Annotated in this window: 18 protein-coding genes; 9 read left to right on the top strand and 9 right to left on the bottom strand. The window is 67.4% G+C overall.

All coding sequences use genetic code 11. From position 1 onward, the window contains the following. Positions 1 to 7: 7 nt before the first annotated feature. Positions 8 to 1,339, bottom strand: a complete 1,332-nt coding sequence (locus VAR608DRAFT_RS22305; protein ID WP_088956050.1) for a C4-dicarboxylate transporter DctA — start codon at positions 1,337 to 1,339, stop codon at positions 8 to 10. A 210-nt stretch (positions 1,340 to 1,549) separates the two neighbouring features. Here VAR608DRAFT_RS22305 and VAR608DRAFT_RS22310 point away from each other — a divergent pair, with 210 nt between their 5' ends. After that, positions 1,550 to 4,750 (top strand): AAA family ATPase, encoded by a 3,201-nt coding sequence (locus VAR608DRAFT_RS22310; protein WP_088956051.1) that lies wholly within the window; start codon positions 1,550 to 1,552, stop codon positions 4,748 to 4,750. Here the strand turns inward: VAR608DRAFT_RS22310 and VAR608DRAFT_RS22315 are convergent. The 6 genes from VAR608DRAFT_RS22315 to VAR608DRAFT_RS22340 all read right to left on the bottom strand — a co-directional run bounded on the left by VAR608DRAFT_RS22315 (position 4,734) and on the right by VAR608DRAFT_RS22340 (position 12,302). Beyond that, positions 4,734 to 6,716 (bottom strand): COG1470 family protein, encoded by a 1,983-nt coding sequence (locus VAR608DRAFT_RS22315; protein WP_088956052.1) that lies wholly within the window; start codon positions 6,714 to 6,716, stop codon positions 4,734 to 4,736. The genes VAR608DRAFT_RS22310 and VAR608DRAFT_RS22315 overlap by 17 nt on opposite strands. 31 nt (positions 6,717 to 6,747) lie before the next feature. Then, positions 6,748 to 7,776, bottom strand: a complete 1,029-nt coding sequence (locus VAR608DRAFT_RS22320; protein WP_088956053.1) for a polyprenyl synthetase family protein — start codon at positions 7,774 to 7,776, stop codon at positions 6,748 to 6,750. Between the two features lie 12 nt (positions 7,777 to 7,788). Next, the gene (locus VAR608DRAFT_RS22325) at positions 7,789 to 9,741 is read right to left on the bottom strand and encodes a hydroxysqualene dehydroxylase (RefSeq protein WP_088956054.1); all 1,953 of its coding nucleotides are present in this window, start codon (positions 9,739 to 9,741) and stop codon (positions 7,789 to 7,791) included. An 8-nt stretch (positions 9,742 to 9,749) separates the two neighbouring features. Beyond that, on the bottom strand, positions 9,750 to 10,274 hold the full coding sequence (locus tag VAR608DRAFT_RS22330) for a hypothetical protein (RefSeq protein ID WP_088956055.1): 525 nt from the start codon (positions 10,272 to 10,274) through the stop codon (positions 9,750 to 9,752). 21 nt (positions 10,275 to 10,295) lie between these two features. Next, the gene (locus tag VAR608DRAFT_RS22335) at positions 10,296 to 11,201 is read right to left on the bottom strand and encodes an encapsulin (RefSeq protein ID WP_088956056.1); all 906 of its coding nucleotides are present in this window, start codon (positions 11,199 to 11,201) and stop codon (positions 10,296 to 10,298) included. A 171-nt stretch (positions 11,202 to 11,372) separates the two neighbouring features. Continuing rightward, positions 11,373 to 12,302, bottom strand: coding sequence for a DUF3237 domain-containing protein (locus VAR608DRAFT_RS22340; protein ID WP_157731083.1), 930 nt, complete (start codon positions 12,300 to 12,302; stop codon positions 11,373 to 11,375). Positions 12,303 to 12,476: 174 nt separating this feature from the next. Between VAR608DRAFT_RS22340 and VAR608DRAFT_RS22345 the strand changes: the two genes are divergently transcribed. The 7 genes from VAR608DRAFT_RS22345 (at position 12,477) to VAR608DRAFT_RS22375 (ending at position 21,645) form a co-directional block, all read left to right on the top strand. Next, the gene (locus tag VAR608DRAFT_RS22345; protein ID WP_172843886.1) at positions 12,477 to 16,301 is read left to right on the top strand and encodes a response regulator; all 3,825 of its coding nucleotides are present in this window, start codon (positions 12,477 to 12,479) and stop codon (positions 16,299 to 16,301) included. 194 nt (positions 16,302 to 16,495) lie between these two features. Beyond that, the gene (locus VAR608DRAFT_RS22350) at positions 16,496 to 16,855 is read left to right on the top strand and encodes an STAS domain-containing protein (protein WP_088956058.1); all 360 of its coding nucleotides are present in this window, start codon (positions 16,496 to 16,498) and stop codon (positions 16,853 to 16,855) included. Then, entirely contained in the window at positions 16,855 to 17,292 is a 438-nt protein-coding gene (locus VAR608DRAFT_RS22355; protein WP_088956059.1) for an ATP-binding protein, read from the top strand. Before VAR608DRAFT_RS22350 ends, VAR608DRAFT_RS22355 begins: the two co-directional genes overlap by 1 nt. After that, positions 17,289 to 17,999 carry a hypothetical protein gene (locus VAR608DRAFT_RS22360; protein WP_197700404.1) on the top strand — a complete coding sequence of 237 codons (711 nt, stop codon included), beginning with the start codon at positions 17,289 to 17,291 and terminating at the stop codon, positions 17,997 to 17,999. Before VAR608DRAFT_RS22355 ends, VAR608DRAFT_RS22360 begins: the two co-directional genes overlap by 4 nt. Before the next feature lie 58 nt (positions 18,000 to 18,057). Further along, positions 18,058 to 19,926 (top strand): OmpA family protein, encoded by a 1,869-nt coding sequence (locus tag VAR608DRAFT_RS22365; RefSeq protein WP_088956060.1) that lies wholly within the window; start codon positions 18,058 to 18,060, stop codon positions 19,924 to 19,926. A 7-nt stretch (positions 19,927 to 19,933) separates the two neighbouring features. Next, positions 19,934 to 20,428 (top strand): Rab family GTPase, encoded by a 495-nt coding sequence (locus VAR608DRAFT_RS22370; RefSeq protein WP_088956061.1) that lies wholly within the window; start codon positions 19,934 to 19,936, stop codon positions 20,426 to 20,428. A gap of 2 nt (positions 20,429 to 20,430) precedes the next feature. Next, positions 20,431 to 21,645, top strand: coding sequence for a PP2C family protein-serine/threonine phosphatase (locus VAR608DRAFT_RS22375; RefSeq protein WP_088956062.1), 1,215 nt, complete (start codon positions 20,431 to 20,433; stop codon positions 21,643 to 21,645). Positions 21,646 to 21,647: 2 nt separating this feature from the next. Here the strand turns inward: VAR608DRAFT_RS22375 and VAR608DRAFT_RS22380 are convergent, their stop codons facing one another. Continuing rightward, a complete protein-coding gene (locus VAR608DRAFT_RS22380) occupies positions 21,648 to 22,325 on the bottom strand; it encodes an alpha/beta hydrolase family protein (protein ID WP_088956063.1) in 678 nt (225 codons plus the stop codon). A 127-nt stretch (positions 22,326 to 22,452) separates the two neighbouring features. Here VAR608DRAFT_RS22380 and VAR608DRAFT_RS22385 point away from each other — a divergent pair, with 127 nt between their 5' ends. Beyond that, on the top strand, positions 22,453 to 23,301 hold the full coding sequence (locus VAR608DRAFT_RS22385) for an aldo/keto reductase (protein WP_088956064.1): 849 nt from the start codon (positions 22,453 to 22,455) through the stop codon (positions 23,299 to 23,301). Here the strand turns inward: VAR608DRAFT_RS22385 and VAR608DRAFT_RS22390 are convergent, their stop codons facing one another. Beyond that, complete coding sequence (locus VAR608DRAFT_RS22390) at positions 23,302 to 24,783, bottom strand: nucleobase:cation symporter-2 family protein (RefSeq protein ID WP_088956065.1); 1,482 nt, start codon at positions 24,781 to 24,783, stop codon at positions 23,302 to 23,304. It lies immediately after the preceding gene. Positions 24,784 to 24,940: the final 157 nt, after the last annotated feature.

Raw genomic sequence — 24,940 nt, forward strand, 5'->3', positions numbered from 1 at the left:
GGGGTGTTCAGCTCGCGGGTTGGACGACGGCTGGGGATTCTGCCGTGTCCGCTTCGCGCAGCGGCTCGTCCTCGGGCGAGTGCGTGCCGTTGAGCACCGCATGCGCCCGCTCGCGGTCGATATCGCCTTCCCAGGCGGCGATCGCGACGGTGGCCACGCAGTTGCCGATCAGGTTGCCCAAAGCGCGGGCGATGCCCATGAACCAGTCGACCGAGAGCACCAGCACCAGCCCGATCGCGGGAATCGCCGGAATGGCATGCAGCGTCGCCGCGAGCACCACGATCGCCGAGCCCGGCACGCCGTGCGCGCCCTTGGAGGTGACCAGCGCGATCGCGAGGATGGTCAGCAGGTCGGTCATCGAGACCGGCGTGTTGGTCGCCTGGGCGATGAACACCGCGGCCAGCGTGATGTAGATCGAGAAGGCGTCGAGGTTGAACGAATAGCCGGTCGGGATCACGAGGCCGACCGTCGAATCGCGGATGCCCATGTGGCGCAGCTTGCCCATGATCTGCGGCAGCACGCTGTCCGACGAGGTGGTCGCGAAGACGATGGTGAGTTCCTCGCGCAGGTAGCGCAGCAGCTTGAGGATGCTGAAGCCCGACAGCCGCATCACGATGCCGAGGACCACGAACACGAAGAGGAACACCGCGACGTAGAACAGTCCGACCAGCGCGCCGAGCTGCTTGAGCGAGCCGATACCGTACTGGCCCACGGTGAACGCGATCGCGCCGAGCACGCCGAGCGGTGCGAGCTTGATGATGATGCCCATGATCTTGAACATCACGAGCGCCGTGGCATCCACCACCGCCGCGACCGGCTTGCCGCGATCGCCCAGGAGCGTCAGCGCGCAGCCGAAGAGCACCGCGAACAGCAGCACCTGCAGCACGTCGCCGGTGGCGAAGGCGTTGATCACCGTGGTGGGGATCAGCTTCATGATGAACTCGACCGTGCCGCCGCTGGTGAGCTTGTCGGCGGTCGACGTATAGGCGCTCATGGCGTTGGCGTCGAGCTTCGACGGATCGACGTTCATGCCCACGCCGGGCTCGAACACGAAGGCGAGCAAGAGGCCCAGCCCCAGTGCGACGGTGGTGAGCACCTCGAAGTAGATCAGCGCCTTGACGCCGACCCGGCCCACGCGCTTGAGGTCGCCCGCGCCGGCGATGCCGTGCACCACCACGCAGAACACCAGCACCGGGATGATCATCTTGATCAGCTTGATGAAGCCGTCGCCGAGCGGTTTGAGCTTGATGGCGAAGTCGGGAAAGAAGAGGCCGGCGATCACGCCGAGCACCAGCGCGATGACGACCTGACCGAAAAGGGATTTGGCGAATCGGGGCATGAAGGCTCTCCGTGTTGGGGTTGCATGCAAGACATCCGCTTTCTTGCATACAAGCAATGTAGGCAAGATTTGGGGTTTTGCTGTGCGGGTATTCCCGCAAGTGCCGACAAAGTTGTTTTCGCCCCTGTCGTCTAAGAATAAAGTCCTAACCCGATCAATAATGCGGCGGACCAAGGGCTGTTTCGCCGCCGAATCCCTAGCGAAATCGGCATGAACGGAGAGATCGTGACCGGTGTCCAACAATCGATCGGCGCGCAGAGCGCACAGCGGCGGCAGCTCACCGTCATGTTCTGCGACCTGGTGGGCTCTACCGAACTGTCCGAGCGCCTCGACCCCGAGGAATTGCGCGATCTGATGGTCGAGTACCGGCGGGTGGCCGGCGAAGTACTGGCGCGCTATGAAGGGCAGGTGGCGCAGTACCGGGGCGATGGCGTGATGGCCTACTTCGGCTGGCCCAGCGCCCACGAGGACGACGCAGAGCGCAGCGTGCGCGCGGCCCTCGAGCTCGTGGAAGCGGTGAAGGCAGTGCGCGCGGAACCGCCGCTCGCCGTTCATGTCGGTGTGGCCACCGGTACCGTCGTGGTGGGCGCGGTTTCGGGGGCGGACGACGCGGAAGCCCAGCTCGCGGTCGGCGAGACCCCCAACCTGGCCGCGCGATTGGAGGCTCTGGCCGGTCCCGACGAGGTGGTGATCGCACCGAGCACCCGGCGGCTGGTCGGCGATACCTTCGATGTCGCGGATCTCGGCACGCATGCGCTCAAAGGGATCGCCGAACCCGTGCGCGCCTGGCGAGTCCTGCGCGTGGGCGCTGCGGCGAGCCGTTTCGAGGCCAACCGCGGCGAACACCTCACGCCGCTCGTGGGGCGTGCCCAGGAGATCGGCCTGTTGCTCCAGCGACGGCAGCGCGCCACCCTGGGGGAAGGCCAGGTGGTGATGCTTTCAGGTGAGCCGGGCATCGGCAAGAGCCGCCTGCTGAGCGAGTTGCGCACGCGTCTCGAAGAGGAGGGCGTGCAAGCGCTGCGGTTCCAGTGTTCGCCCTACCACGTCAACAGCGCCTTCTGGCCCAGCATCGACTACTTCGAGCGGGCGCTGAAGTTCGAACGCGACGAGGCCCCCGACGCCAAGCTCGACAAACTGGAAACGCTCATCGTGGAGGAGCACGGTCTGCCGCTGGCGGACGTGGCTTTCATTGCCTCGATCCTTTCGATTCCCTGCGAGTCCCGCTACGGACCGCTCGCCCTGACCCCGCAGAAGCACAAGGACGAAACCTTGCGAACGCTGGTGGATTTTGCCGAGGCGGTCGCTCGCAAGCGGCCCAGCGTGCTTTTTCTCGAGGATGCGCACTGGGCCGACGCCACCTCGCTCGAGGTGCTGGACCTGCTGGTCGAGCGAGTCAAGCGCATGCCGTTGCTGATGGTGCTGACCCACCGTCCGGAGTTCAAGAATCGTTGGGCGGCGCACGAGCATGTCGAGGTCATCCACCTCAGGAAGCTCACGAGCGGGCAAAGCTACGCCATGATTTCGCGGCTTGCCGGGGACAAGGCCTTGCCGAAGGACCTCGTCGAACGGATCCTGCAGACGACCGAAGGCGTGCCGCTGTTCGTCGAGGAACTGACCAAGTCGATCCTCGAGTCGGGCCAGCTCAAGGACGTGGGCAGTCACTACGAATATCTGCGCGCCTCCCGCACCACGGACATCCCGCTGACCTTGCGCGATTCGCTCATGGCCCGGCTGGACCGCCACATGCCGCTCAAGGAGATCGCGCAGATCGGTGCGGCGATCGGGCGGGAGTTCAGCTATGAGCTCATCGCGGCCGTGGTGCCGCGCTCGAAGACCGAGCTCGCCGACATGCTGTCTCGCCTGACCGCTTCGGGGCTGGCGTTCCGAAAGGGGACCCCGCCGGACGCCACCTATACGTTCAAGCACGCGCTGGTTCAGGCCGCGGCGTACGAGTCGCTCCTCAGGCGCAGGCGGCAGCAGCTGCATATCGAGATCGCGCGCGCGATCGAGGAGCGCATGCCGAAACGCCAGCAGACCGAACCCGAAGTGCTCGCCGAGCACTACACGCGGGCGGAGTCGTTCGAGCAGGGTGCAGCGTACTGGCTCAAGGCGGGCCGGAACGCACTCGGTCGCATGGCGGTGACGGAGGCCATCGCGCACTTGCAGGCCGGGCTCGGTGCGATCGGATCGCTGCCTCCGTCGGCGGTGCGCGACAAGCTCGAACTGGAGTGCCGGGTTCTCCTGAGCACCGCGTGGGAAGCCTACGGCGGCTGGCCGGAGCCACAGCTCGCGGCCGTGCTCAAGCCCGCACTTCCGCTGGCGAGAGCGAGCCGGCAGCCCAAGCTGCTGGCTCGTACGTTGTGGGGCCTGTGGGTGCAGCTGATGTCGGTCGGGCCGGTTGCCGAATCGCTGGTCTGGGCGCAGGAGCTCCTGCGAGCGGGAGAGGAGTCGGGCGACGAGGAGCTGCTGCTGGTGGGGCACATGTCGGTCATGGTGACCAATCTCTGGCTGGGCAATCCGTCGGTGGTGGAGCGGCACGCACACGCCATCCTGGAGCGCTACGTTCGCGAGCGTCACGGCGAGATCGTGAAGTCCATGAACCACGACCCCAAGACGCTCGCCGGGATCTACCTCTCGCAGGTGCTCTGGATACTGGGCTATCCGGACAAGGCCGTTGCGCTGGTGGAAGAGCGCGATGCGCATGCGCGGAGCATCGGCCATCCGTTCGACCTCTGCTTCGCGCTGACGCTGGGTGCGTGGGTCTTCCACTACCGGCGCGAGCCCGAAAAGCAGTACGCGCGCAACGACGCGATGCAAAAGCTCGCCCGCGACGCCGGCCTGCCGTTCATCTCGGAAGTTCTCGCACCCTTTCTCGGCAGCGGCATCAGCCTCGCGCAGCAGGGGCGGCTGTCCGAGGGGATCGAGCATATGCGCAAGGGCATCCAGCTCTGGGAGGGCAGCGGCGCGAAGACCGTCAGCCCCTACATCCGGGCGCGTCTGGGCGAGGCGCTTGCGCTGAGCGGCGATGTGGTCGGCGGCCTTTCGCAGGTCGATGCGATGCTGGAGCAGATCGCACGGGTCGGCTGGGAAGAGCGCAGCCACCTGGCGGAGATCCTGCGGCTCAAGGGCTGGATGCTGACGCTCAAGGGCGACTTCGAGGGTGCGCAGCGCAGCTATCTCTCCTCGCTCGACTGGGCCCGCAGGCAAAAGGCGAAGTCATGGGAGCTGCGCACCGCAACCTCCCTGGCGCGCCTGTGGAAGACGCAGGGGCGGCGCAGGGAAGCGCACGATCTGCTGGCGCCGATCTACAGCTGGTTCACGGAAGGCTTCAACACGCGGGACCTGATCGAGGCCAAGGCCTTGCTCGCCGAACTGGCGGACGCCACGAGCAATGCTAAGGAATTCCGGTGATCACGCCTCGGACGTTGGGTATGTAGCCCAGCACCTTCGGCTCGAATCCCCAGCGGATCAGCGTCTGGCCCTCTTCCGAACCGGCATCGAAGACGGCGGTGTCGGGCTGCACCGGCTGGAAGCGCGGCGTGACGTCCGAGCGCCACTGCCACTCGGAGACAGGCCCGTTGCCGATGCGGGCAACGCCGGGATAGATGCACTCCGTGCCGCGCGGGAGTTCGCGCAGGGCGATTCCCGCAGTACTCGCCGCCCTGGCCAGATCGGCAGCAAAGGCACGGGAATCTTCGGCGGGCGTGAAGCAGATCCGCGCGACCGCGCGACCGGCACCGTCCCTGACCGAGAAGGTGCGCTGCTGCCCGTTGCGCGTGAGCTCGATCGTGCCGGGGCGCTTGTCGGTGCCCATCCGCTCGCGTCCGACGTCGATCGCCACCCGCGTCGAATCGAGCAGCCGCACGAAGTAGAGGCTCGCCCGGTTCTCGTAGCTGCGCCGGCCCGGATCGTAGTGGCCATCGAGCATCGGCAGCACGCTCGATGCACCGCTCCCGTCGGCTCGCATGCATGCCTGCGACGCGGGCGTGTCGTCGCTGACCGCCACGACGATCAGGAACATCGCGTTGTAAGGCCGCAGGGAGGTGTCCGAAAGCTGATGCGACCAGAACTGCACGATGGCGCTTTCGCGGCCGTCGGCGTGCTTCATCGTCATCGGCTTGTAGCCGCTTCCGGCGAGGGCTTCGCGCACCGCCGCCACGTTCGCGCAGACGCCATGGAGTTGCACCATCTCCCCGTTGTAGTACTGCACTTCGCTCAAGACCACCGAGCCGCCGCCGGTGGTATAGGTCCTTCCTGAAATCGGGTACCTGTCGAAGATCGGCTCGTAGCGCTGGTTGTCGACTCCCTCGGGCAGAGGCGCGAAGGCCGCCAGCGTCAGCTTGCTTCTGGCTTCGGGCGTCAACTGGCGGTCGAACCTGGCGAGCACCTCCCTGATGTCTTCGGGGCGGCGTTGCGTCTGCAGCAGCCGGATCGCATCCGAATTCCCCAACTCGCCATCGCGGGCGAGGTGGAGCGCTTCCTGCATCATCGGGCCGCCGTCCGCACCGCCGAGCTTGCGGGACATCGGGAAGCCGTCGGCCATGCGCTCCGGGATCGCGGCGCGTTGCGGCGACGGGCGCGGCGCGGAGGCAACCGCGTTGCCGGCCACTTCGATCGTCATGAGCGCGCGCAGGTAGTCCAGGCCCCTGGCGACTAGAAGGCCCGAATAGCAGCCCGGGGCGGTGTCGGCCGGGATGGTGGCCGAGATCACGAGTTCCTTCTGCTCTTGCGGCGCGAGGGCCATCTCCGCAGGCGTGAACTCGAGCAGCGAGGCGGCGATGCGGCCGCCACGCGCGCCGAGCAGGTCGGTGGCCGCGGGCACCAGGCGAACGGGCCGGCTTTCGCTGTTGCGCAGCGTCATCGAGATGGTGGTCCGTTCGCCGGGCTTGACGCCTGCGCGCGGCTTCAGCCGCGCCAGCGGCTCGACGTGGCTGGACGCTGCCGATGGCTGATGCGCATCGGGCACCGCTGGCGCAACGCTGCCCTGCAGATTCGGCCAGGCCGCCGCCAGGTTCTCGACGAAGTCCTGCATCTGTCGCAATACCGGATGCGCAGCGTTCGCGTCGCCTTGCGTTGCCGCGCCACCGCGCGCGGCGAGTACGCCTTTCGCCATTTCCTCATCGAGGACCGCTGCGGCCTGCGACACGATCGAAGGCGCCGGTTCGCTGGCCGCAGCGGCCGCCTCCTGGATCGGGTTCGAGGCGGCGGGACCCCGCTGCAGGAGCATCGGAAGCAGCGACGCGGGCTCCACCGATCCGGCATTCGGAAACGGTGTCAGCCGCTGCAGGAACGCAGCAGCCTGGTCGAGAGAGGGGCCGGCGCGCGACAGCCCAGGGGCGCCGGGTACTTCTTCGGGAAATCGCAGTTCGTCTTGCACATGCACTCCCTTCGCAGCGGCAGTTGGCAGGTCAAAGGTCCCTGCTCACCATATAGGAGATGACCTGGTTCAGGAACCTCTTCTCGTTCGACTCGGGAACGTCGCGAAATGCCTGTGCGAACTCGAACAGCGCGGCGCCCGCGAATTGCTTCGTCGCCTTCCGCGCCTGCTCCAGGCTGCCTGCCGAACGCATGCGCTCCAGAATCCAGCGCGTCTCCTGTGTCGATCGCGCTTCGCGCGGCCGGCCGAGATAGCTGGTCACGCGATTGGCCTCCCGGGCATCAAGATGCCGCAGCAGGTGAATCAGCATCAAGGTGCGCTTGCCCTCCAGCAGGTCTCCGCCGATTTCCTTGCCATAGCGCTGCTCGTCGCCCGTCAGGTTGAGCAGGTCGTCCTGGATCTGGAATGCCGTGCCGAGAAAGTAGCCGTAGCGGTTGAAGCGATCCAGGTCGACGCCGTCCCGCGTGGCGATGAGCGCGCCGATACGGCACGGATGAATGAAGCTGTACCAGCAGGTCTTCTTGAGGACCATCCGGAGATAGTCCTCGTCGGTGATGTCGCAGCGGTTGTCGCGCACCCAGCCGAGCTCCATCGCCTGGCCTTCGAGCGACTGCTGCATCATGTGCTCGAACTCGTCGTACACCCGCTGCGAAAGCGTCGGCCCCAGCGTTGGCAGGTTGTCGCGCAGGATGCGGACGCTCAGGGCGGTCAGCATGTCGCCCGCGTTGATCGCGATCGGCACGCCGTGCTCGGCATGCAGTGTCGGAAGACCGCGACGCAGCTCGCTCTCGTCCTCGATGTCGTCATGGACGAGGAACGCGTTATGCAGCATCTCGATCGCCGTGGCGGACGCGACCGCGTGGGCGGGATCGCCGCCGAACGCCTTGCAGGTGGCCATGCACAGCGCGGGCCGGATGCTCTTGCCCGTGCGCAACAGGTAGGACCTCACCGGCTCGTAGAGATAGCGCTGCGGTTCCCGCTTCGGCACCGCCGAGAGCAGGCCTGCCAGCGTCGTCTCGCGGTAGCCCGATAGCGATTCGTGGAAGCCGTCGAGCGCCATCGCTTGCCCAGCTCAGTTCGGAATGATCTCGACCCTGCCGCCGGACGCGTCGCCGTGGCCGGTCGCCGGGGGCACGCCCTGCCTTGTCTGCGCCTCGGCGAGACGCATCGCGAAAAGCCGCACCACGCGTTCGACCAGCGCGGTCGCCTCGCGCCGGAGGTCCGACGTGGAGCCGGGCTCGGCCTCGCGGTCGATCATCGACAGAGCGGCCTGCCAGGGCAGGGGCGAATCGGTCTGGTAGGCGCGGGTGAGCCCGCCTTCCGCCGAGCCCTGTTCGAGCGCCATGATCGACTTCTCCACCAGTTCGTGGACCGAGAGGCCCAGACGCACGAGCGTGTCATCCCACGGCAGGCCCTGCGTGAAGCGGATCAGGTCGAGTTCCCGCCAAGGCTCGAAGATCTCGGGCTCGTGCAGGTTCCAGACATTGCAGCGCGCGGCGTCCGACCCGGTCGCGTCCAGGATCGCATTGACCGCGCGGCGTGCGGCTTCGTTGGCCGCCTCCATGGTCGCGAGGTCGGTGTAGGTCCGCACGTAGTCGGCGGCAAGAAAGAGATTCGGAATCTTCGACGCCGCTTCCGGCCGCAGCCTCCACGTGTCGACGAGATTGACGAGCAGGGGCTCCTCGTTCGCCGTCGTGCCCTGGTGCCGGCTCAGGCTCGGGTCCAGGCTGAAGCCGTGCAGCTGCTCGTCCCTGAGCTTGACGACATCGCCGTAGTTCACGCTGCGCTTGATCTGCTCCCAGACCTCGGCCTTGATCTCTTCCGGCGTGCAGTCCTTCGCTGTCTTGCCGTTCAATCCCGGTTCTTCCCATTCCGAGATGTCGACGGACAGGATGCCCTTCACCGTGCCGTCCCCGTACTGCGACAGGCTCACGTTCTGCCAGAACTGCGCCTGCGAAATCGATGTCAGCGCCCAGGGCGAATCGACATAGATGCAGTGGCCGTGGGTGAGCGGCACATCCTCCTTGAGGTAGATCTGGATGCCGTTCATCCATTCGGTGATGTTGTCGAGCGTGAACAGCGACTCGAGCCCGGGGTCCGCCCGGATCATTTCCGGCGTGAGCAGCCCGACCACGTCCTCCACCGGCAGCGCCAGCACGAAGTAGTCGCCCTCCACCGTGACCGTCCTGCCGCCCTGGCTGACGGTGGCCGAGCGGATGCGCTGCCCGTCGAACGACACCGCGACCGCCTTCGACCCGAGGTGATAGCCGACGCCGCGCGACCTGAGATAGCGCAGCCAGGGTTCGATCCAGACGTCGTTCGTCGGCCCGTTCAGCACCCGGTCGGTGCTCGGCCCGGGCGTGATGATGTCGAACAGCAACTGCACGAAGATGTCGCCGATCGTCTTCGTGCTCGCGCTGCGCGCCTTCGCGGCGACCAGCGAGCGCGTGATGCCGTGGCCGAGCAGCTTCTGGTAGGCCGGGGAGCGGTCCTCGGCGCTGATGAAGTCCCACCAGTCGATCTTCTCGTACTGCTCGTTGCGGCGCTCGCGGCATGAGGTGACGATCTGCCAGACCTTCGCGCCGAAGAACCGCAGGTCGTCGTGCGTGAGATCGAGATCGCCGTTGAGGAAGTGGCTGAGGTCCGTGGTCGCCGCGCGGACGTCGCTGAACGTGCGCGGAGAACGGGCGATCACGTCGATCGGATGGCGCCCGTAGCGGTTCAGCTGGCAGCGCGTCGTGTCGACGAGGTTGTCGATGACCAGGCCGTTGCCCGGGCCGTAGGGAATCCGGGCCATCGTGTCGGTGACATGCCGGTAGAAGCGGGGAAAGAACCGGAAGCCGTGTTCGCCGGGGAGATCCTTGCGGCCATCGATTCCCGAGCCCGGCAACCCGAAGCTTCGCGCCTTGCCGCCCGGGATGGAAAGCAGTTCGTGGACTTCGACGTCGAAGTTGCGCTCCACGAGTTCATGCGCGGCGCTCAGACCCGCGATGCCGCCGCCGAGGATGATGACCTTGGGGTTCACGGATCAGGTCATTGGGTCTGGGTGTTCCACGCCTTTGTAGAAGCTGCAATTTCACTTGCGCCCTTCGCCGTTAGGTCGGCACGCTCGGAGTCCTGGATCGCCGTTGCGGCATTCTCCAGCGCCCGTGCGACGATGGCGCCTGCGGTTTGCCTCATGGTCGCATCGAAAATTGTTGCCACGTCGTCGATGACCTTCGATGCCTTCTCGGCAGCAACATTCGATCGATCGAATGCGGCCTGAGCGTGCCCTTCTGCTTTGCTTGCTGCCTTACCGGCTTCACTGGCGGATGCTGCTCGCCTGGCTTGGTCCCTTGCTGCTTGTCCAGCATTGGCCTCGCTTCTCACGTCGTTCGCAGCGTTGAAGGCTTCCCGCGCGCTCGCTTCAATGCTCCTGACCAGTTTGTCGTCCTTCGACTTGACGTCTTTGTCGTCTTTTGGCTTCGCTGGCCCCGGCCCTTCGAGGATCGCGATCAGTCGCTTCTTGTCGGCATCAAACTTCAGAACGTAGCTTCGTTGGGTTCCGCCTTTGCTCATCGCAGCCTCCGTTCTCGGGTTTCAGCGCAGCGCTCTCAGCTGGGTGCCTTCGAGGGCAATCTTGGCCGCATCCGCCACCCGGAATCCGGCAACGGGGCGCCTGACGTTGTCCCTGATCCTCAAGGCAAACCGCATGTACACCCGGAAAAGGAATTTCGCGTCCTCGTCGCGTTGCAGGAACTGCACCGTCGGCGGGACCCCGATGACGATGTCGACGACGTTGCCGCCGAGAGAAACGACGATGCCTGTATCCCCGTCGATCTTTCCCGAACGCAGCAGCGGCCCGCCCTTCAGCATCGGCGTCACCCGGTCGGCAGGCAGCACCAGGCTGGAGGATGGGTTGTGGACGGCCTCGTAGAGGTTGTTGCCGAGCACGCATGCAAAAGGCGCCGGATTGGATGCCGTTTCCAGCGTGTTCATGGCCCTCACCGCGGCGCCAACGACGCTTTGCCCGAGAGCATCCACCGAGGCTGGAAATCCCAGGAGGTCGAAGTCGAACCGCGCCGGCAGGTCGGCCAGGCCCTTTTGCGGTCCGATCTGATTGGTGACGAAGGTCGAGTTTTCGTCGGGGAAGCCCCGCGCGTAGCCAGCCAAGACCACCAGGTCCTGTTCGAGCGCCAGGATGTTGGCCGCGCGCCGGAACGCGAGCAAGGCATTCGACAGCGTCTCGTCGGCAATCTGTTCGCTCGACAACTTGACCTTCACCGTCAGGTTCACGAGCGGCAGGTTGACCGCCTTGTGGTCCTTGTCGAGACTGATCGTCGTGCCATGCTCGAGGAGTCGCTCGTTGCGAACGACCTCCGCGCTGCCGGTGAGCGGGCCGTACATCGGCACAAAGGCGCTCGCCACGCTCGCCTTGCCGAAGGCTTCAGTGACCGCGTCGTTGATCTTCTGCCACTGGGCATCTGTCCAATTCAATTCAGCCACTCGATCCTCCCCTCACGGATGGGTGAATGCCGAAAACACTGGCTGCCATCGCCGGGGCCCTCGGATGGCGGCGGGATTATGCGCCGCCGCCTGCGATGCCGCAACAAACGGAAGGAGTTCTAACGGAACGAAACCTCCTCACGGGAGAGGAGGGCACGGCCACCGAGTCGATCAGTGGACATCTCCGGTCAGTGGCGGCGCATCGACGCGCGGCAGGCCCGAGGAAGCCAGCGGCTGGCCCGCGCGAATGGCATAGATGTCCAGGCGCACGACGAGGTCTGCCATCGAGGCCCGGCCGACGGCCAGGCACTGCAGACGGTTCAGCCACAGCCAGTCGGGATGCGAGGTGATGAACTGCGGCGCCAGCACGAGCGGCGGATCCGCATCGAACTCGTTGCGTGCCGCGCGCGCATAGCCGTCGGGGCCGAGGTCGAAGATGCCGTAGTAGCGCGACAGGATCCGCGCGCCGTCAACCGTCTCGTAGCTGATCCTCGATTCGGCGATGCCCACGCCGTCGCGGCGCAGCACCATCCAGTCGCCGCCGCGGATCCTGCCGTTGATCTTCGGTCCGTGGATCTCGCCGGAATCGATGAAGTAGGTGATGTGCATGCCGTCCGGGCCGGGGCCGAAGGACTCGGGCGGGTTGATCAGCTTCACGGTGAACGCGCCGAGGAACTCGGAGGCCCACTCGTACCGCGGGGCGGCAGCCGGATTCGGCTGCGTGGTGTCGCCTGCTGCCGGCGCCTCGGGCGAGCGGACGCCTCGCGTCGACCGGGTCGGCAACTCCTGTACGAGCAGGCCCGCGCGCGTCACCACCGGCGAATACTCCGCGATCTCGCCGGGCGCGAGCGCGGGCATCATCGCCCGGAAGCGCTGGGCGCCCGTTGCCGCATCGATGCCATCCGGCCAGGCCCGCACGGCAGGGTGTTCGAGGCCGTTCGACCGGCGGCTCACCACGAGCTGATTGCTCGGATGCGCGGGAAATACCGTGAACCACAAGTCCAGCGGCGTCGCGGCGCCGATCTGCGCCGGGAGCGCGTCGAATGCCAGCGGTGCATTCGCGAACGGGAGCGACCTGAAGAAAGCGGTGTTCGAAGCCATCTCAACTCCTTCGGACGCGACGCGTCGTTCGGCATGCGAAAGGTGGCGCGCAGGGTACCCATGGCGCCTGACGCGAGTCAACCCTGGGGGTCGCCGCGGTCTCGCCATCGCCGCTAGACTCGCACCATGTGCGCCTGCGCGCATCCAACCGCTGGTTGCAGAAGGCAGATCCCCATGGCCCCGTCCCGGTCTCGCCCCCTGTTGAAAGACGACGCGCCGCGCGCCGGCAGCGCCCTGCGCGAGCCGTTCGACGGCAAGCTGCTGGTCACGCTCATCAATGGCATCCAGAAGGGCATGGCGGCCCGGATGGAGTTCCAGGCGATCGTCGACATGGTGGGCGACAAGCTGCGCGAGCTGTTCGGCTCCGGCGACCTCAACATCGTCTGGTGGGACGACAAGACCAACCTCGTGCAGGTGCTCTACCGCTACGAGCACAACCTGCCGCTGCCGCTGCCGCCGGCATGGCCGCTGAAGCCGGACGGGTTCCTCGCCGGCATCCTGCGGCGGCGCGAGACGGCGGTGGCCCACACGCGCGAGGACCAGACGCGGGTGGGCGTGCGTCCCGCACCCGGAACCGACTGGGCGCATTCGATCGTGGCGGTGCCGATCATCGGCAGCGAGCGGGCGCTGGGCGTCATCGTGCTGCAGAACCACGAGCGCGAATACGCCTTCGGCGCCGACGAGATCCGCCTCCTGGAGACCGTCGCCGGCAGCCTGGGACTGGCGCTCGAGAACGCCCGCCTGATGGACGAATCGCGCCGCCAGAGCCGTGAGATGCAGGAGGCGCTGGCGCACCAGACGGCGGCCGCCGAGGTGCTGCGGGTGATCGGCAGTTCCGTGGCCGATCCGGGTCCGGTGTTCGACAAGATCCTCGAGTGCTGCGAGCGCCTGTTCGAAGGCAGCTCCTTCGCGCTGATGATGCTCGACGCCGACGGCAAGCTGGCGTTGACCCGCTGGCTGGTGACCGCGGCCGGCCGCGCCGCGATCGGCGAGGAGCGCACGGCCCGGCTCGTCGCGGCGATGCAGGACCAGGCCCACCACCCGATGCCGATAGTGGGCACTTCGGCCGAGATCTGCTTCCGCACGGGCGAGGTCGTGGAGTTCGCCGACGTCTTGAGCGATCCCGGCGCGCCGCTGGTGCTGCGCCGCAATGCCGAGGTGGCGGGCACCAGTTTCGCGAATCTCGCGGCGCCGCTGCTGTGGGAAGGGCGTGGCGTCGGCATCCTGAGCATGCAGCGCACCCAGACCGGCCCGTTCCGGCCGGGCGAGCGCGCGATGCTCAAGACCTTCGCCGACCAGGCGGTCATCGCGATCCAGAACGCGCGGCTGTTCAACGAGACGCAGGCGGCGCTGCAGAAGGTCGAGGAGCGCACCGCCGAGCTGACCGAGTCGCTCGAATACCAGACCGCGGTGAGCGATGTGCTGCGGGCCATCAGCGAATCGCCCACCGACGCGATGCCGGTGTTCGAGGCCATCCTGGACTGCACCATGTGGCTCTTCGAGGGCCCGGCTTCGGCGATCTTCACCTTCGATGGACGCCTGGTGCATCTCGCCGCCACGCGCAACTGGTCCCCGAAGGCGCTGGAGGTGGCCCACACCGTGTGGCCCGCGCCGCCCGATCCGCACCAGATGAACGGCCGGGTGATCCTGGAGCGCCGCTCGCTGAGCAACGACGACGCCTGGGCCGACCCCGACTACGACCCGGCGCTCGCGGACGTCGAGGTGCGCAGGCGGATCATCGCCGCCCCGCTGCTCAGGGACGGCGTGCCGATCGGCGCCATCACCACCGCCTGGCCGCAGCCGGGCAAGTCGCCCAAGCGGCAGATCGACCTGCTCGATCTTTTCGCCGAGCAGGCGGTGATCGCGATCGAGAACGCCCGGCTCGCCAACGAGACCCGCGAGACGCTGGAGCGCCAGACCGCCACGGCCGAGGTGCTGCAGGTGATCAGCGAGTCGATGGAGAACGCCCAGCCTGTGTTCGAGAAGATCCTCGAGAGCTGCCAGCGCCTCTTCGCGGGCACCCAGCTCGGCATCTCGCTGGTCGGCGCCGACGGCATGATGCACCTGGCCGCGCACAGCGGTTCGGCGCGCTCGGAGCTGGAGCGCTACTACCCGCGGCCGATCGACCACTCGCCGATGGGCGAAGCCATGGCCGGGCCCGAGGTCCTGCATCTGCCGGATGCGCTCGCCGAGCCGCAACTGCCGCCGTTCATGCGCGAGGTGGCCGAGAAGATCGGCAACTACGCGGTCATGCTGGCGCCGCTGATCTGGGAAGGCCAGTACATCGGCTCGATCCACGTCGCGCGCCAGCCGCCGGGGCCGTTCGAGGACAAGGAGATCAATCTCCTGGAGACCTTCGCCGACCAGGCGGTGATCGCGATCCAGAACGCGCGCCTGTTCAACGAGGCCAAGGAGGCGCGTGCCGCCGCCGAGGCCACCAACGAGGCCAAGAGCGCCTTCCTCGCGACCATGAGCCACGAGATCCGCACGCCGATGAATGCGGTGATCGGCATGAGCGGGCTCTTGCTCGACACGCCGCTCGATGCCGAGCAGCAGGACTATGTCTCGACCATCCGCGAATCGGGCGATGCGCTCCTGACCATCATCAACGACATCCTCGACTACTCGAAGATCGAGGCCGGGCGGATGGATGTCGAATCGCAGCCCTTCGACCTGCGCGACTGCGTGGAATCGGCGCTCGACCTCGTGAGCGCGCGCGCCAGCGAGAAGAAGCTCGAGATCGCCTACGTCTTCGAAGGCGACGTACCGGCGGGCGTGTCCGGCGACCTCACGCGGCTGCGGCAGGTGCTGCTGAACCTGCTGAGCAATGCGGTGAAGTTCACCGAGCGTGGCGAGGTGGTGCTCACGGTCAGCTCGGATTCCCTGCCGAATGGCGAAGTCCGCCTGACCTTCGCGGTGCGCGACACCGGCATCGGCCTGTCGGAGCAAGGCAAGAGCCGACTGTTCCAGTCGTTCTCGCAGGCCGATTCGAGCACCACGCGCAAGTACGGCGGCACCGGGCTCGGCCTCGCGATCAGCAAGCGGCTGGCCGAGCTGATGGGCGGCACCATGTGGGTCGAGAGCGCCGGGCCGGGCACCGGATCGACCTTCTTCTTCACCATCGAGGCGCCGGTGGCCGTGGCGCCGCCGAGCAAGCGGTCCGTCTCGGCCGGCGTGCAGCACGAGCTTGCGGACAAGCGCGTGCTGATCGTGGACGACAACGCCACCAACCGCCGCGTGCTTTCGCTCCAGGCCGGCCGCTGGGGCATGCGCCCGCGCGAAACCGAGTCGCCGGCCGAGGCCCTGCGCTGGCTCGATGCCGGCGAGCGCTACGACCTCGCGATCCTCGACATGCACATGCCGGAGATGGACGGCGTCGATCTCGCGCGGCGCATCCGGGCCAACCATGCCGCGCTGCCGCTCGTGCTGTTCAGTTCGCTGGGCCGCCGCGAGTCGGGCGACACCGGATCGCTCTTCAACGCCTACCTCTCGAAGCCGATCCACCAGTCGCAGCTCTTCGACACCCTGGTGAGCCTGCTGGCGCACGAGGCGCCGGCGCGGCCGGTCGCAACAAGCGCCGCGCCCAAGCCGCAGATCGACTCTTCGATGGGGGAGCGCCATCCGCTGCGGATCCTGCTCGCGGAAGACAACGTCGTGAACCAGAAGCTCGCGCTGCGCCTTCTGCAGCAGATGGGCTACCGGGCCGACCTCGCCTCCAACGGCATCGAGGCGGTGGAATCGGTGCAGCGGCAGGTCTACGACGTGGTGCTGATGGACGTGCAGATGCCGGAGCTCGACGGCCTCGACGCCACCCGGCGGATCTGCGCGCTGTTCGGCCCCGGCCAGCGCCCGCACATCATCGCGATGACCGCCAACGCGATGCAGGGCGACCAGGAAGCCTGCCTCGCCGCCGGCATGGACGACTACCTGACCAAGCCGATCCGGGTGGAGCGGCTGGTCGAGGCCCTGGGCAACGCGCCGGCCCGCAACGACCGCTGATCCCACTGCCCGTGGGTTCCTCCCCTAAAGGGGTGGTATACGCGCCGGAAATTTGAGCGTAAGCTAGAAAAAGGTTCTACCCCGGACAGCAAGGCGTGCTTGTTCTCTTTGGCGAACAAGAGGAACTTGCGAAGCAGCTCATCCCTGCGGCGGCAGACCGGTTCAGCACCATCGATATCGACCGCGGAGCGTGTATGGATCTGAGGAGCGAACAACTGGCCGAGGGCGTCGAGAAGATCAGTCTCGTCGGTCGCATGGACAGCGTCGGCGGCCACGACATCAATACCCGTCTGGCCGCACTCGTGGCGAGCCGCAAGCTGTTTGCGGTGGTCGACATGTCCGAAGTCTCGTTCCTGGCCTCCATCGGCATCCGCACCCTCGTCGTCAACGCGAGGGCGCAGTCGCTGCGCGGCGGCTTGATGGCCCTGGCAAACCCACAGCCCGTGGTGGCGGAGGTGCTCAAGATGGCAGGCATCGATTCGATCATCCCGGTGTACCCCGACGTCGACTCCGCCTTCAGCGCGCTGATGGCGTCGTCTGCCGAAAGCCGCTGATGGCACAGGCCGGCGGGGAGCCGCGCGCTTCCCTCATCGTCGACAACGCCCTGTGCGAGCTCCCGCGCATCAGCGCCTGGGTGCACGACTGGGCCGAGTACCAGCACCTGCCGGAGCGGGTGGCGCACAACCTCGACCTGTGCTCGACCGAAGTGGTGACGAACATCATGACCCACGCGGTCGGCGACAGCGCGCAAAGCATCCTGCTGCGCCTGGGCTGGCAGGGTGACGAAGTGGTCCTCGAAGTGGTGGACGAAGGAAGCGAGTTCGACCTGCGGCAGGTTCCGGAACCCGCCCGCCCCACCAGCCTGCGCGACGCCAGGGTCGGCGGCTGGGGCATCCCGATGGTCCGGCATTTTTCCGACGGCGTGCGCTACCGCCACGAGGGCGGCCGCAACCGGCTCACGCTTCTTTTCCGCGCCGCGGCGCCGCCGTGACCGCCGGCGGCAGCGCAGCCCCGTGCCCGTCACCGTTCGATCCGTTTTTTCGATCCGTTCAATACGCAACCGAGGAGATGTCGATGGCAACAGCAGCCAAGCCCGTACCCAGCATTGATCCACAAGCCGCACTGGCAGCGCAGGCCGCGCTGGCGACGCGCGGCAACGGCCCCGCCGACGCCTCCGGTGTCGACAAGATGCGCGAGTTGCTGTTCGGCAACCAGATGCAGGACTACGACAAGCGCTTCGCGGTCATGGACGACCGCTTCCAGCAGCGAATGCGCGACATGGAGTCGGAGTCGTCGCGCAGCCTGACCAGCCTCGAGGCCACCATCAAGAAGCAGCTCGAATCGGTCGCCGGCCAGTTCCGCGAGGAAAAGGAGCTGCGCACCGACGGCGACAAGGAGCTGGAACGCAGCCTGCGCGACCACACCCAGGCGCTGGAGAAGCGCCTTGCGCAGGTGTCCGACCAGCTCGCGCGGCAGGAGCGCGACTTCACCGAGCGCCTGAACCACGAGGTCCAGGCCCTGCGCGACGAGATGCGGCGGCGCCAGGACGACATGCGCGCGACCACCGAGCGCATGTTCGCCGAGCTCAGCAACGTCAAGACCGATCGCAACCTGCTCGCCGGCCTGTTTGTGGAGATTGCCAAATGCCTCAATCAGGACGTAGCGCCGAAGGGCGTCAACGGCGGCCAGGGCGGCTGAAAGAGCAGGCGAGCCCGTCCGTGCGACCGGACGCCGCTTCGGCCGGCGAGAGGGCAGGGTGAACGCCCGCCTGTCGCCGGTCGCGACGCGGGCGCCCGGTGACGCCGCCAACGAGGAGGACCCGAGCAAGCGGCTCGCGGGGCTGCTGCTGGAGCTGGCCCGCTGCGTCGATCCGCAGGTGGTGGCCGACATCCCGAGCCGGCTCGACGCCGATCCCCGTCTGGAGGCCATGCGCGACATGCTGTTCGAGCGCGAACAGGCCATGCTCGCGCGCCTGCAGCGCAAGGTCGACGACCCGCAGGAATTCGCCGACGCGATCGGCGCGGTGCTGCCCGAAGCCTTCTCGGTGGCGGTGCGCGACGAACGCCTCGGCCACTCCATCGCGCCCGCGATGGAGCGCGCCACGCAGGCGTCGATCCAGAAGAACCCGCGAACGATGGTCGACATCCTGTACCCGGTCATGGGGCCGGCGATCCGCAAGGCCATCGCCGAGACGCTCGAAGGCACCTTCCAGTCGCTCAACCTCGCGTTCAAGCACAGCCTCTCGTGGCGCGGGCTCAAATGGCGCATCGAGGCGTGGCGCACCGGCAGCACGTTCGCGGACGTGGTGCTCAAGCACACGGCGGAATTCCGCGTCGAGCACCTGTTCCTGATCCATCGCAAGACCGGCCTCCTGATCGCGCATGTGGCGCGCGACGACGCGACCACGCGCGATCCCCAACTGGTCTCGGCGATGCTGTCCGCGATCCAGGACTTCGTGCGCGATTCGTTCGCCGAGTCGGCCGAAGGCGGTGCAGCCGGCGGCGGCAGTCGCAGCGTCGACAGCCTGCGGCTCGGCGACCTGCTGCTGTGGTGCGAGGAAGGCCCGTCGGCATTCCTCGCCGCCGTGATCCACGGCAGCCCGCCGCCGATGGTGCGCACGCGCCTGGGCGAGACGCTCGGGCAGATCCACGACCAGTGGCATCTGCCGCTGGAGGAATTCAACGGCGACACTGCGCCCTTCGAGGAAGTCGAATCGCTTCTGCGGCCATGCCTGCTCTCGCAGACGGCCGACGCGCACCGCAAGCTCTCGCCGTTCATGTGGCTCATTCCGCTGGCGCTCGTGGCTGCGCTGGGCTGGTGGGTCGGCGAACGGCTCGTGGAACGCCACCGCGTGTACACCTACGTCGAAGCGCTGCAGGACCAGCCCGGCATCGTCGTCACCGGCTTCGAGCGCCGCAACGGCAAGTGGGTGGTGTCCGGGCTGCGCGATCCGCTGGCGGTCCCGCCCGAGACCCTGCTGCCCAGCAAGCTGGACCCCTCGCACGTCACCGGCCGCTGGGAGCCCTACCAGGCCTTGCATCCGGCGATGGTGCTCAAGCGCCTGCAGGCGACCCTCGATCCGCCCGAGACCATCGGCATGGTGCAGGAGGCGGGCATCATCCGCGTCACCGGCAGCGCCTCGCAGCGCTGGCTGGACAAGGCCCGGGCCTACCTGCTGAGCATGCCCGCCGGTGCGCCCAGGGTGGACCTCAGCGCGGTCAAGGACGTGCAGGATCCCGACTACGTGCGCCTGCGCGACGCCATCCAGGCCCAGCTCATCCACTTCGACTTCAGCGTGCCGCGGCCAGCGGCGGGGCAGGAGGGCAAGATCGACGAGCTCGCCGCGCAGATGCGCGAGCTGGTGCAGGTCGCGCGCGATCATGGCTTCCCGGTGAAGGTGACGATCGTCGGCCACGCCGATGCCACCGGCAGGGACATGTCCAACCTCGCGCTCAGCGTCGGCCGTGCGGAGGTCGTGCGCTCGATGCTGCGCGCGCGCGGCGTGGATCCGACGGTGCTCTTCGTGCGCGGCGCCGGCCCGCTGGAGCCGCTGAGCCCCGGCGCCAGCGAGGACGAGCTCTCGATGAACCGCCGCGTGTCCTTCGGCGTGAGCACCGGAGACTAGGGCGCCCATGCTGCAAAAGAAGATCTGCCTGCTCGGCGCATTCGGCGTCGGAAAGACCAGCCTGGTGCGGCGCTACGTCGACACCATCTTCTCGGACACCTACCTCACCACGGTCGGCGTGAAGATCGACAAGAAGGTGGTGAGCGTCGGCGCGGAAGAGCTCGCGCTGATCCTCTGGGACATCGCGGGCGAGGACGAAGTCGCTGCCGTGCGCGTGACCTACCTGCGCGGTGCGGCCGGCTACCTGCTCGTGGTCGACGGCACGCGGCCCGAGACGCTGGACACCGCCGAGTCGATCCAGCGGCGCATCGTCGCGGAGCTGGGCCAGGTGCCCTTCTTCGTGCTGCTCAACAAGTCGGACCTGGTGGAGGACTGGGCCCTTTCGCCCGCGCGCATCGAAGCGCTGGAGGCCGAAGGCTGGACCTTCCGCCGCACCAGCGCGAAGACCGGCATCGGGGTCGAGGAAGCTTTTCGGGAACTCGCGACGCGCCTGGCGCGATAGCCATGCTCGACCTGCCGACCCGCGTCGCGGATTCGCTGCTGCAACTGCTCGAAGGGCAGCGTGTGCTCGCGCATCTGGTCATCGACGAGGCACAGATGCTCGTGCAGTCCGGCGGCCATCTGGCGCACTACGGGCTGGGCGGCCTGCGCTCGGGTGTGCCCGCCTCCGACCAGCTTCCGTTCCTCGAAGGACTGCTGCCGCTCGTGGAAACGCCCTTCCTGATCCGCTCCCTCGAAATGCCCAGCGGCCGCGTGGCGGACGTGCATTTCTTCGCCGACGACAGCCTGGTCTGGGTGCTGCTGCTCGACGTGACGGCGGAATGGGAGGAAGCCCGCCTGGTGCAGCAGAAGGCCTACGACATGACCCTGCTGAGCCAGCGCGAGGCGCGGCTCATCGCGCAGCTCGAGGCGGCCAACGAGCAGCTGACGCGTGCGCATCGCGATCTCGCCGCCTCGCGCGAAGCCCTGCAGGCGACGCACGACCGGCTCCAGCACGAGCTGCGCGATGCCGAGCGCTACGTCCGCGCCACGCTGCCCGAGCCCTTGTCGGCGCCGCTGGATGTGGACTGGCGCTTCGTGCCCTCGACCGAGCTCGGCGGCGATTCCTTCGGCTACCACTGGGTGGACGACGAGCATTTCGCGCTCTACCTGATCGATGTGTGCGGGCACGGCGTGGGCTCGTCGCTGCTGGCGGTGGCGGTGGCGAACACGCTGCGCTCGGAGGCGCTCGCCCGCACCGACTTCCACCGTCCGGGCGAGGTGCTCGCGGCGCTCAACCAGGCCTACCAGATGGAGCGCCACGGCGAGCTGTTCTCGACGGTCTGGTACGGCGTCTATCACCGGGCGAGCGGCCAGCTGCGCTACGCCTCGGCCGGCCATCCGCCGGCACTGCTGGTGAACGGCGCGCCAGGCAGCGCCTGCGAAAGCCACGCGCTGCCGGCCGGCGGCCCGTGCATCGGCATCATGCCGGCGGCGCGCTATCAGGAAGAAGCGTGCACGCTGCAGGCGCCTGCGCGGCTCTTCGTCTTCAGCGACGGGACCTACGAGATCACCCGGCCCGATGGCTCGATGCAGCCGTTCTCGGTGATGAGCGATCTCCTCGCGCGGCCGGTGGCACAGGGGCGCTCCGAGCTCGACGAGCTGCTGGCGTCCGCGCGCGACGCGCACGGCCCCGGCGCGCTGGACGACGACTTCACGATCATCCGCATGGCGCTGTGAGCCTAGCGCGAGCCGGCGCGAAGGACTTCGGCCCACTGCGCGACGCCGTCGAGCACTTCCTTCAGCACCGCCTCGTCATCGCGCCCCGAGCGCTTCGGCACGTGGAAGGCGTGGTCGGCGTGCTCGATGGTCATCAGCGTGGCGCTCGCGCCGAGTGCCGCAACCACCGGGCGCAGCTTGTCGAGCTCGGCCAGCTTGTCCTGTGTGCCCTGCACGAAAAGCATCGGGATCCGGACCTTCGACAGATGGTCCGCGCGCGAGGTCGAGGGCGTGCCGGCCGGATGCAGCGGAAAGCCGAGGAACACCAGCCCCGCGACCTGCGGCAGCGGCAGGGTCGCCTGAGCCTGCGAGCTCATGCGCGCGCCAAAGGACTTGCCGCCGGCCAGCAGCATGAGCGAGCCGAATTCACGCGCCGCGCAGGCCACCGCCGCGCGGACCGCGGCATGCGCCACCGGCGGCGTATCGGGCCGCTTGCTGCCACGTTCCATATAAGGGAACTGGTAGCGCAGGGTGGCGATGCGCCGTTCGGCGAGCCCGTCGGCCACCGCCGTCATGAAGGCGTGCTCCATGCCCGCGCCCGCGCCGTGCGCGAACACATAGCAGGCCACGGGATCGTCCGGCCTCTGGAGGAGGCCCGAGACGGTGCTGTCGTCGCCGACCTGGATCGTGAGCTTGTGCATGTCGCCGGGCACTCTACATCCGATTGGCCGCCTGCGACGGGACGTGGAGAACTTGGGAGAACTTGGGAGAACTTGGCTTTGGCGGGCGATTGCCTTCATGATGCAGCGACACGAACAGGAGCCCGCAATGCAGAGTCTGGAAATCCCGGGTGGCGGCGCGATGTCCGCGCTCGGCCTCGGCACCTGGCATATGGGCGAATCGGCCGGCCGCCGCGCCACCGAAGTGGCGGCGGTGCGCACTGCGATCGGGATGGGCTATCGGCTCATCGATACCGCCGAGATGTACGGCGAGGGCGGGGCCGAGGAGGTCGTCGGGCAGGCGGTGGCCGAAGCGCTGCGCGCCGGTGACGTGAGGCGCGAGGAGCTCTTCATCGTCAGCAAGGTCTATCCGCACAACGCGAGCCGGCGCGGCACGCCGGCGGCCTGCGCACGCAGTCTTTCACGGCTGGGGCTCGATCACATCGACCTGTACCTGCTGCACTGGCGCGGCGATCATCCGCTCGTCGAAACCTGCGACGCGATGCGCGCGCTCGTCGCCGGTGGCCGCATCCGGCATTGGGGCGTCAGCAATTTCGACGTCGACGACATGGAGGAACTCGAGGCCGTGGATGGCGGCTGCGCTGCGAACCAGGTCTACTTCTCGGTCGGCGAACGCGGTGCGGAGTTCAGCCTGCTTCCGTGGCAGCGCGAACGCGGAATGCCATTGATGGCCTACAGCCCGATCGACCAGGGCGCGCTGGCTGCCGATCCGGCGCTGGGCAGGCTTGCGCAGGAGCTTGGCATCACCACGGCGCAACTGGCCTTGGCCTGGGTCATCGCGCAGCCCGGCGTCGTCGCGATTCCGAAGGCGGTGCGCGAAAACCATCTGCGCGAGAACTTCGCGGTGGCCGACCTGCAGCTGAGCGCCGAAGCGCTCGCCGAGATCGACCGCCTGCATCCGCCGCCGCGGCGCAAGAAGCCGCTGGCAATGATCTGATCAGTGCGCTTCGGCCTGCTTCGCAGCAGCGACGATCGCCGCTTCGTCGTGCTTCGCACCATTGAGGAAGAGGTTCAGCGCCACGGCGCTGACCGAAGCCAGCAGGATGCCCGACTCCACCAGCGAGTGGATCGCGTGCGGCATCCACTGCTTGAAGTTGGGCGCGATGAGCGGAATCATGCCGATGCCGATCGACACCGCGACGATCATCGCGTTGTGCCGGTTGATCTTGAAGTCCACGCCCGAGAGGATGCGGATGCCGGTCGCGGCGACCATGCCGAACATCACGAGGCCCGCGCCGCCGAGCACCACCGTGGGCAGCGATTCGACCAGCGCCGCCATCTTGGGCAGCAGGCCGAGCACGATCAGGATCACGCCGCCGGCGACGCAGACGAAGCGGCTCTTGATGCCGGTGACCGCCACGAGGCCCACGTTCTGCGAGAAGCTGGTGTAGGGGAAGGTGTTGAAGACGCCGCCGATCAGCGTGCCGAGGCCGTCGGTGCGCAGGCCCCGCGCGAGGTCCTGCTGCGAGATCTTGCGGTCGGTCATCTCGCCGAGCGCGAGGAACATGCCGGTGGATTCGATCATCACCACGATCATGATCAGCGACATCGTGAGGATCAGGACCGGATCGAAGCTCGGCATGCCGAAGTGGAAGGGCAGCACGATGTCGACCCAGGCCGCATTGGCAACCTTCTCGAAGGTCATGAAGCCGAAGAGCGTCGCGACGACGGCGCCGATCACGATGCCGAGCAGCACCGAGATGTTGGCGATGAAGCCCTTGGCGTACTTCACGATCAGCAGGATCGACACCAGCACCAGCGCCGCGATCGCGAGGCCGCCGAGATCGGCGTACTTGGGGTTGGGCACCGACGGCACGATCGACAGGCCCTTGGGCATCGGTGGCACCGCGGAGCCGGGCGAGGTGACGTCGGCGAGCCACTTGGCGTAGACCGGATCGACGATCGCCGGCGCGGTCGGGCCGACCGGATTGCCGAAGATCCAGTTGATGCCCACGCGCATCAGGCTGATGCCGATCACCGCGATGATGGTGCCGGTCACCACGGGCGGGAAGAAGCGCAGCATGCGCGAGACCATCGGCGCGATGAGGATCGAGATGATCCCGGCACCGATGATCGAGCCGAAGAGCAGTTGGGCGCCTGACGGGCCGGGATTGGCGTTGGCGATCGCGACCATCGGCGCGACGGAAGCGAAGGTCACGCCCATCATCACCGGCAGCTTGATGCCGAACCATTGCGTCGCGCCGAGCGACTGGATCAGCGTCGCGATGCCGCAGCAGAAGAGGTCGGCGGAAATCAGGAGCGCGACTTCCTGCGGACTGAGCTTGAGCGCGCGGCCGACGATCAGCGGCACGGCCACGGCGCCGGCATACATCACCAGCACATGCTGCAGCCCGAGGGCGGTGACTTTGCCCAGCGGCAATCGCTGGTCGACGGGATGAACGGAGGCGGCAGCCGTCATTTCGGGTTCTCCTGGAGCGGCGTGAGAGTGGGCAAAAGAGCTTTCAGGACTCGCGTCCCAGAAAGCGTCCACGAATCTGTACGCCAAACTGTATACAGTTGAGCCGAGGCGCTGTATGGCGGAAAACCCGGGTTCCCACGCGGCTTCCCGACGACCG

The sequence above is a fragment of the Variovorax sp. HW608 genome, assembly GCF_900090195.1.
In the GTDB taxonomy this organism is placed as follows: Bacteria; Pseudomonadota; Gammaproteobacteria; order Burkholderiales; family Burkholderiaceae_C; genus Variovorax.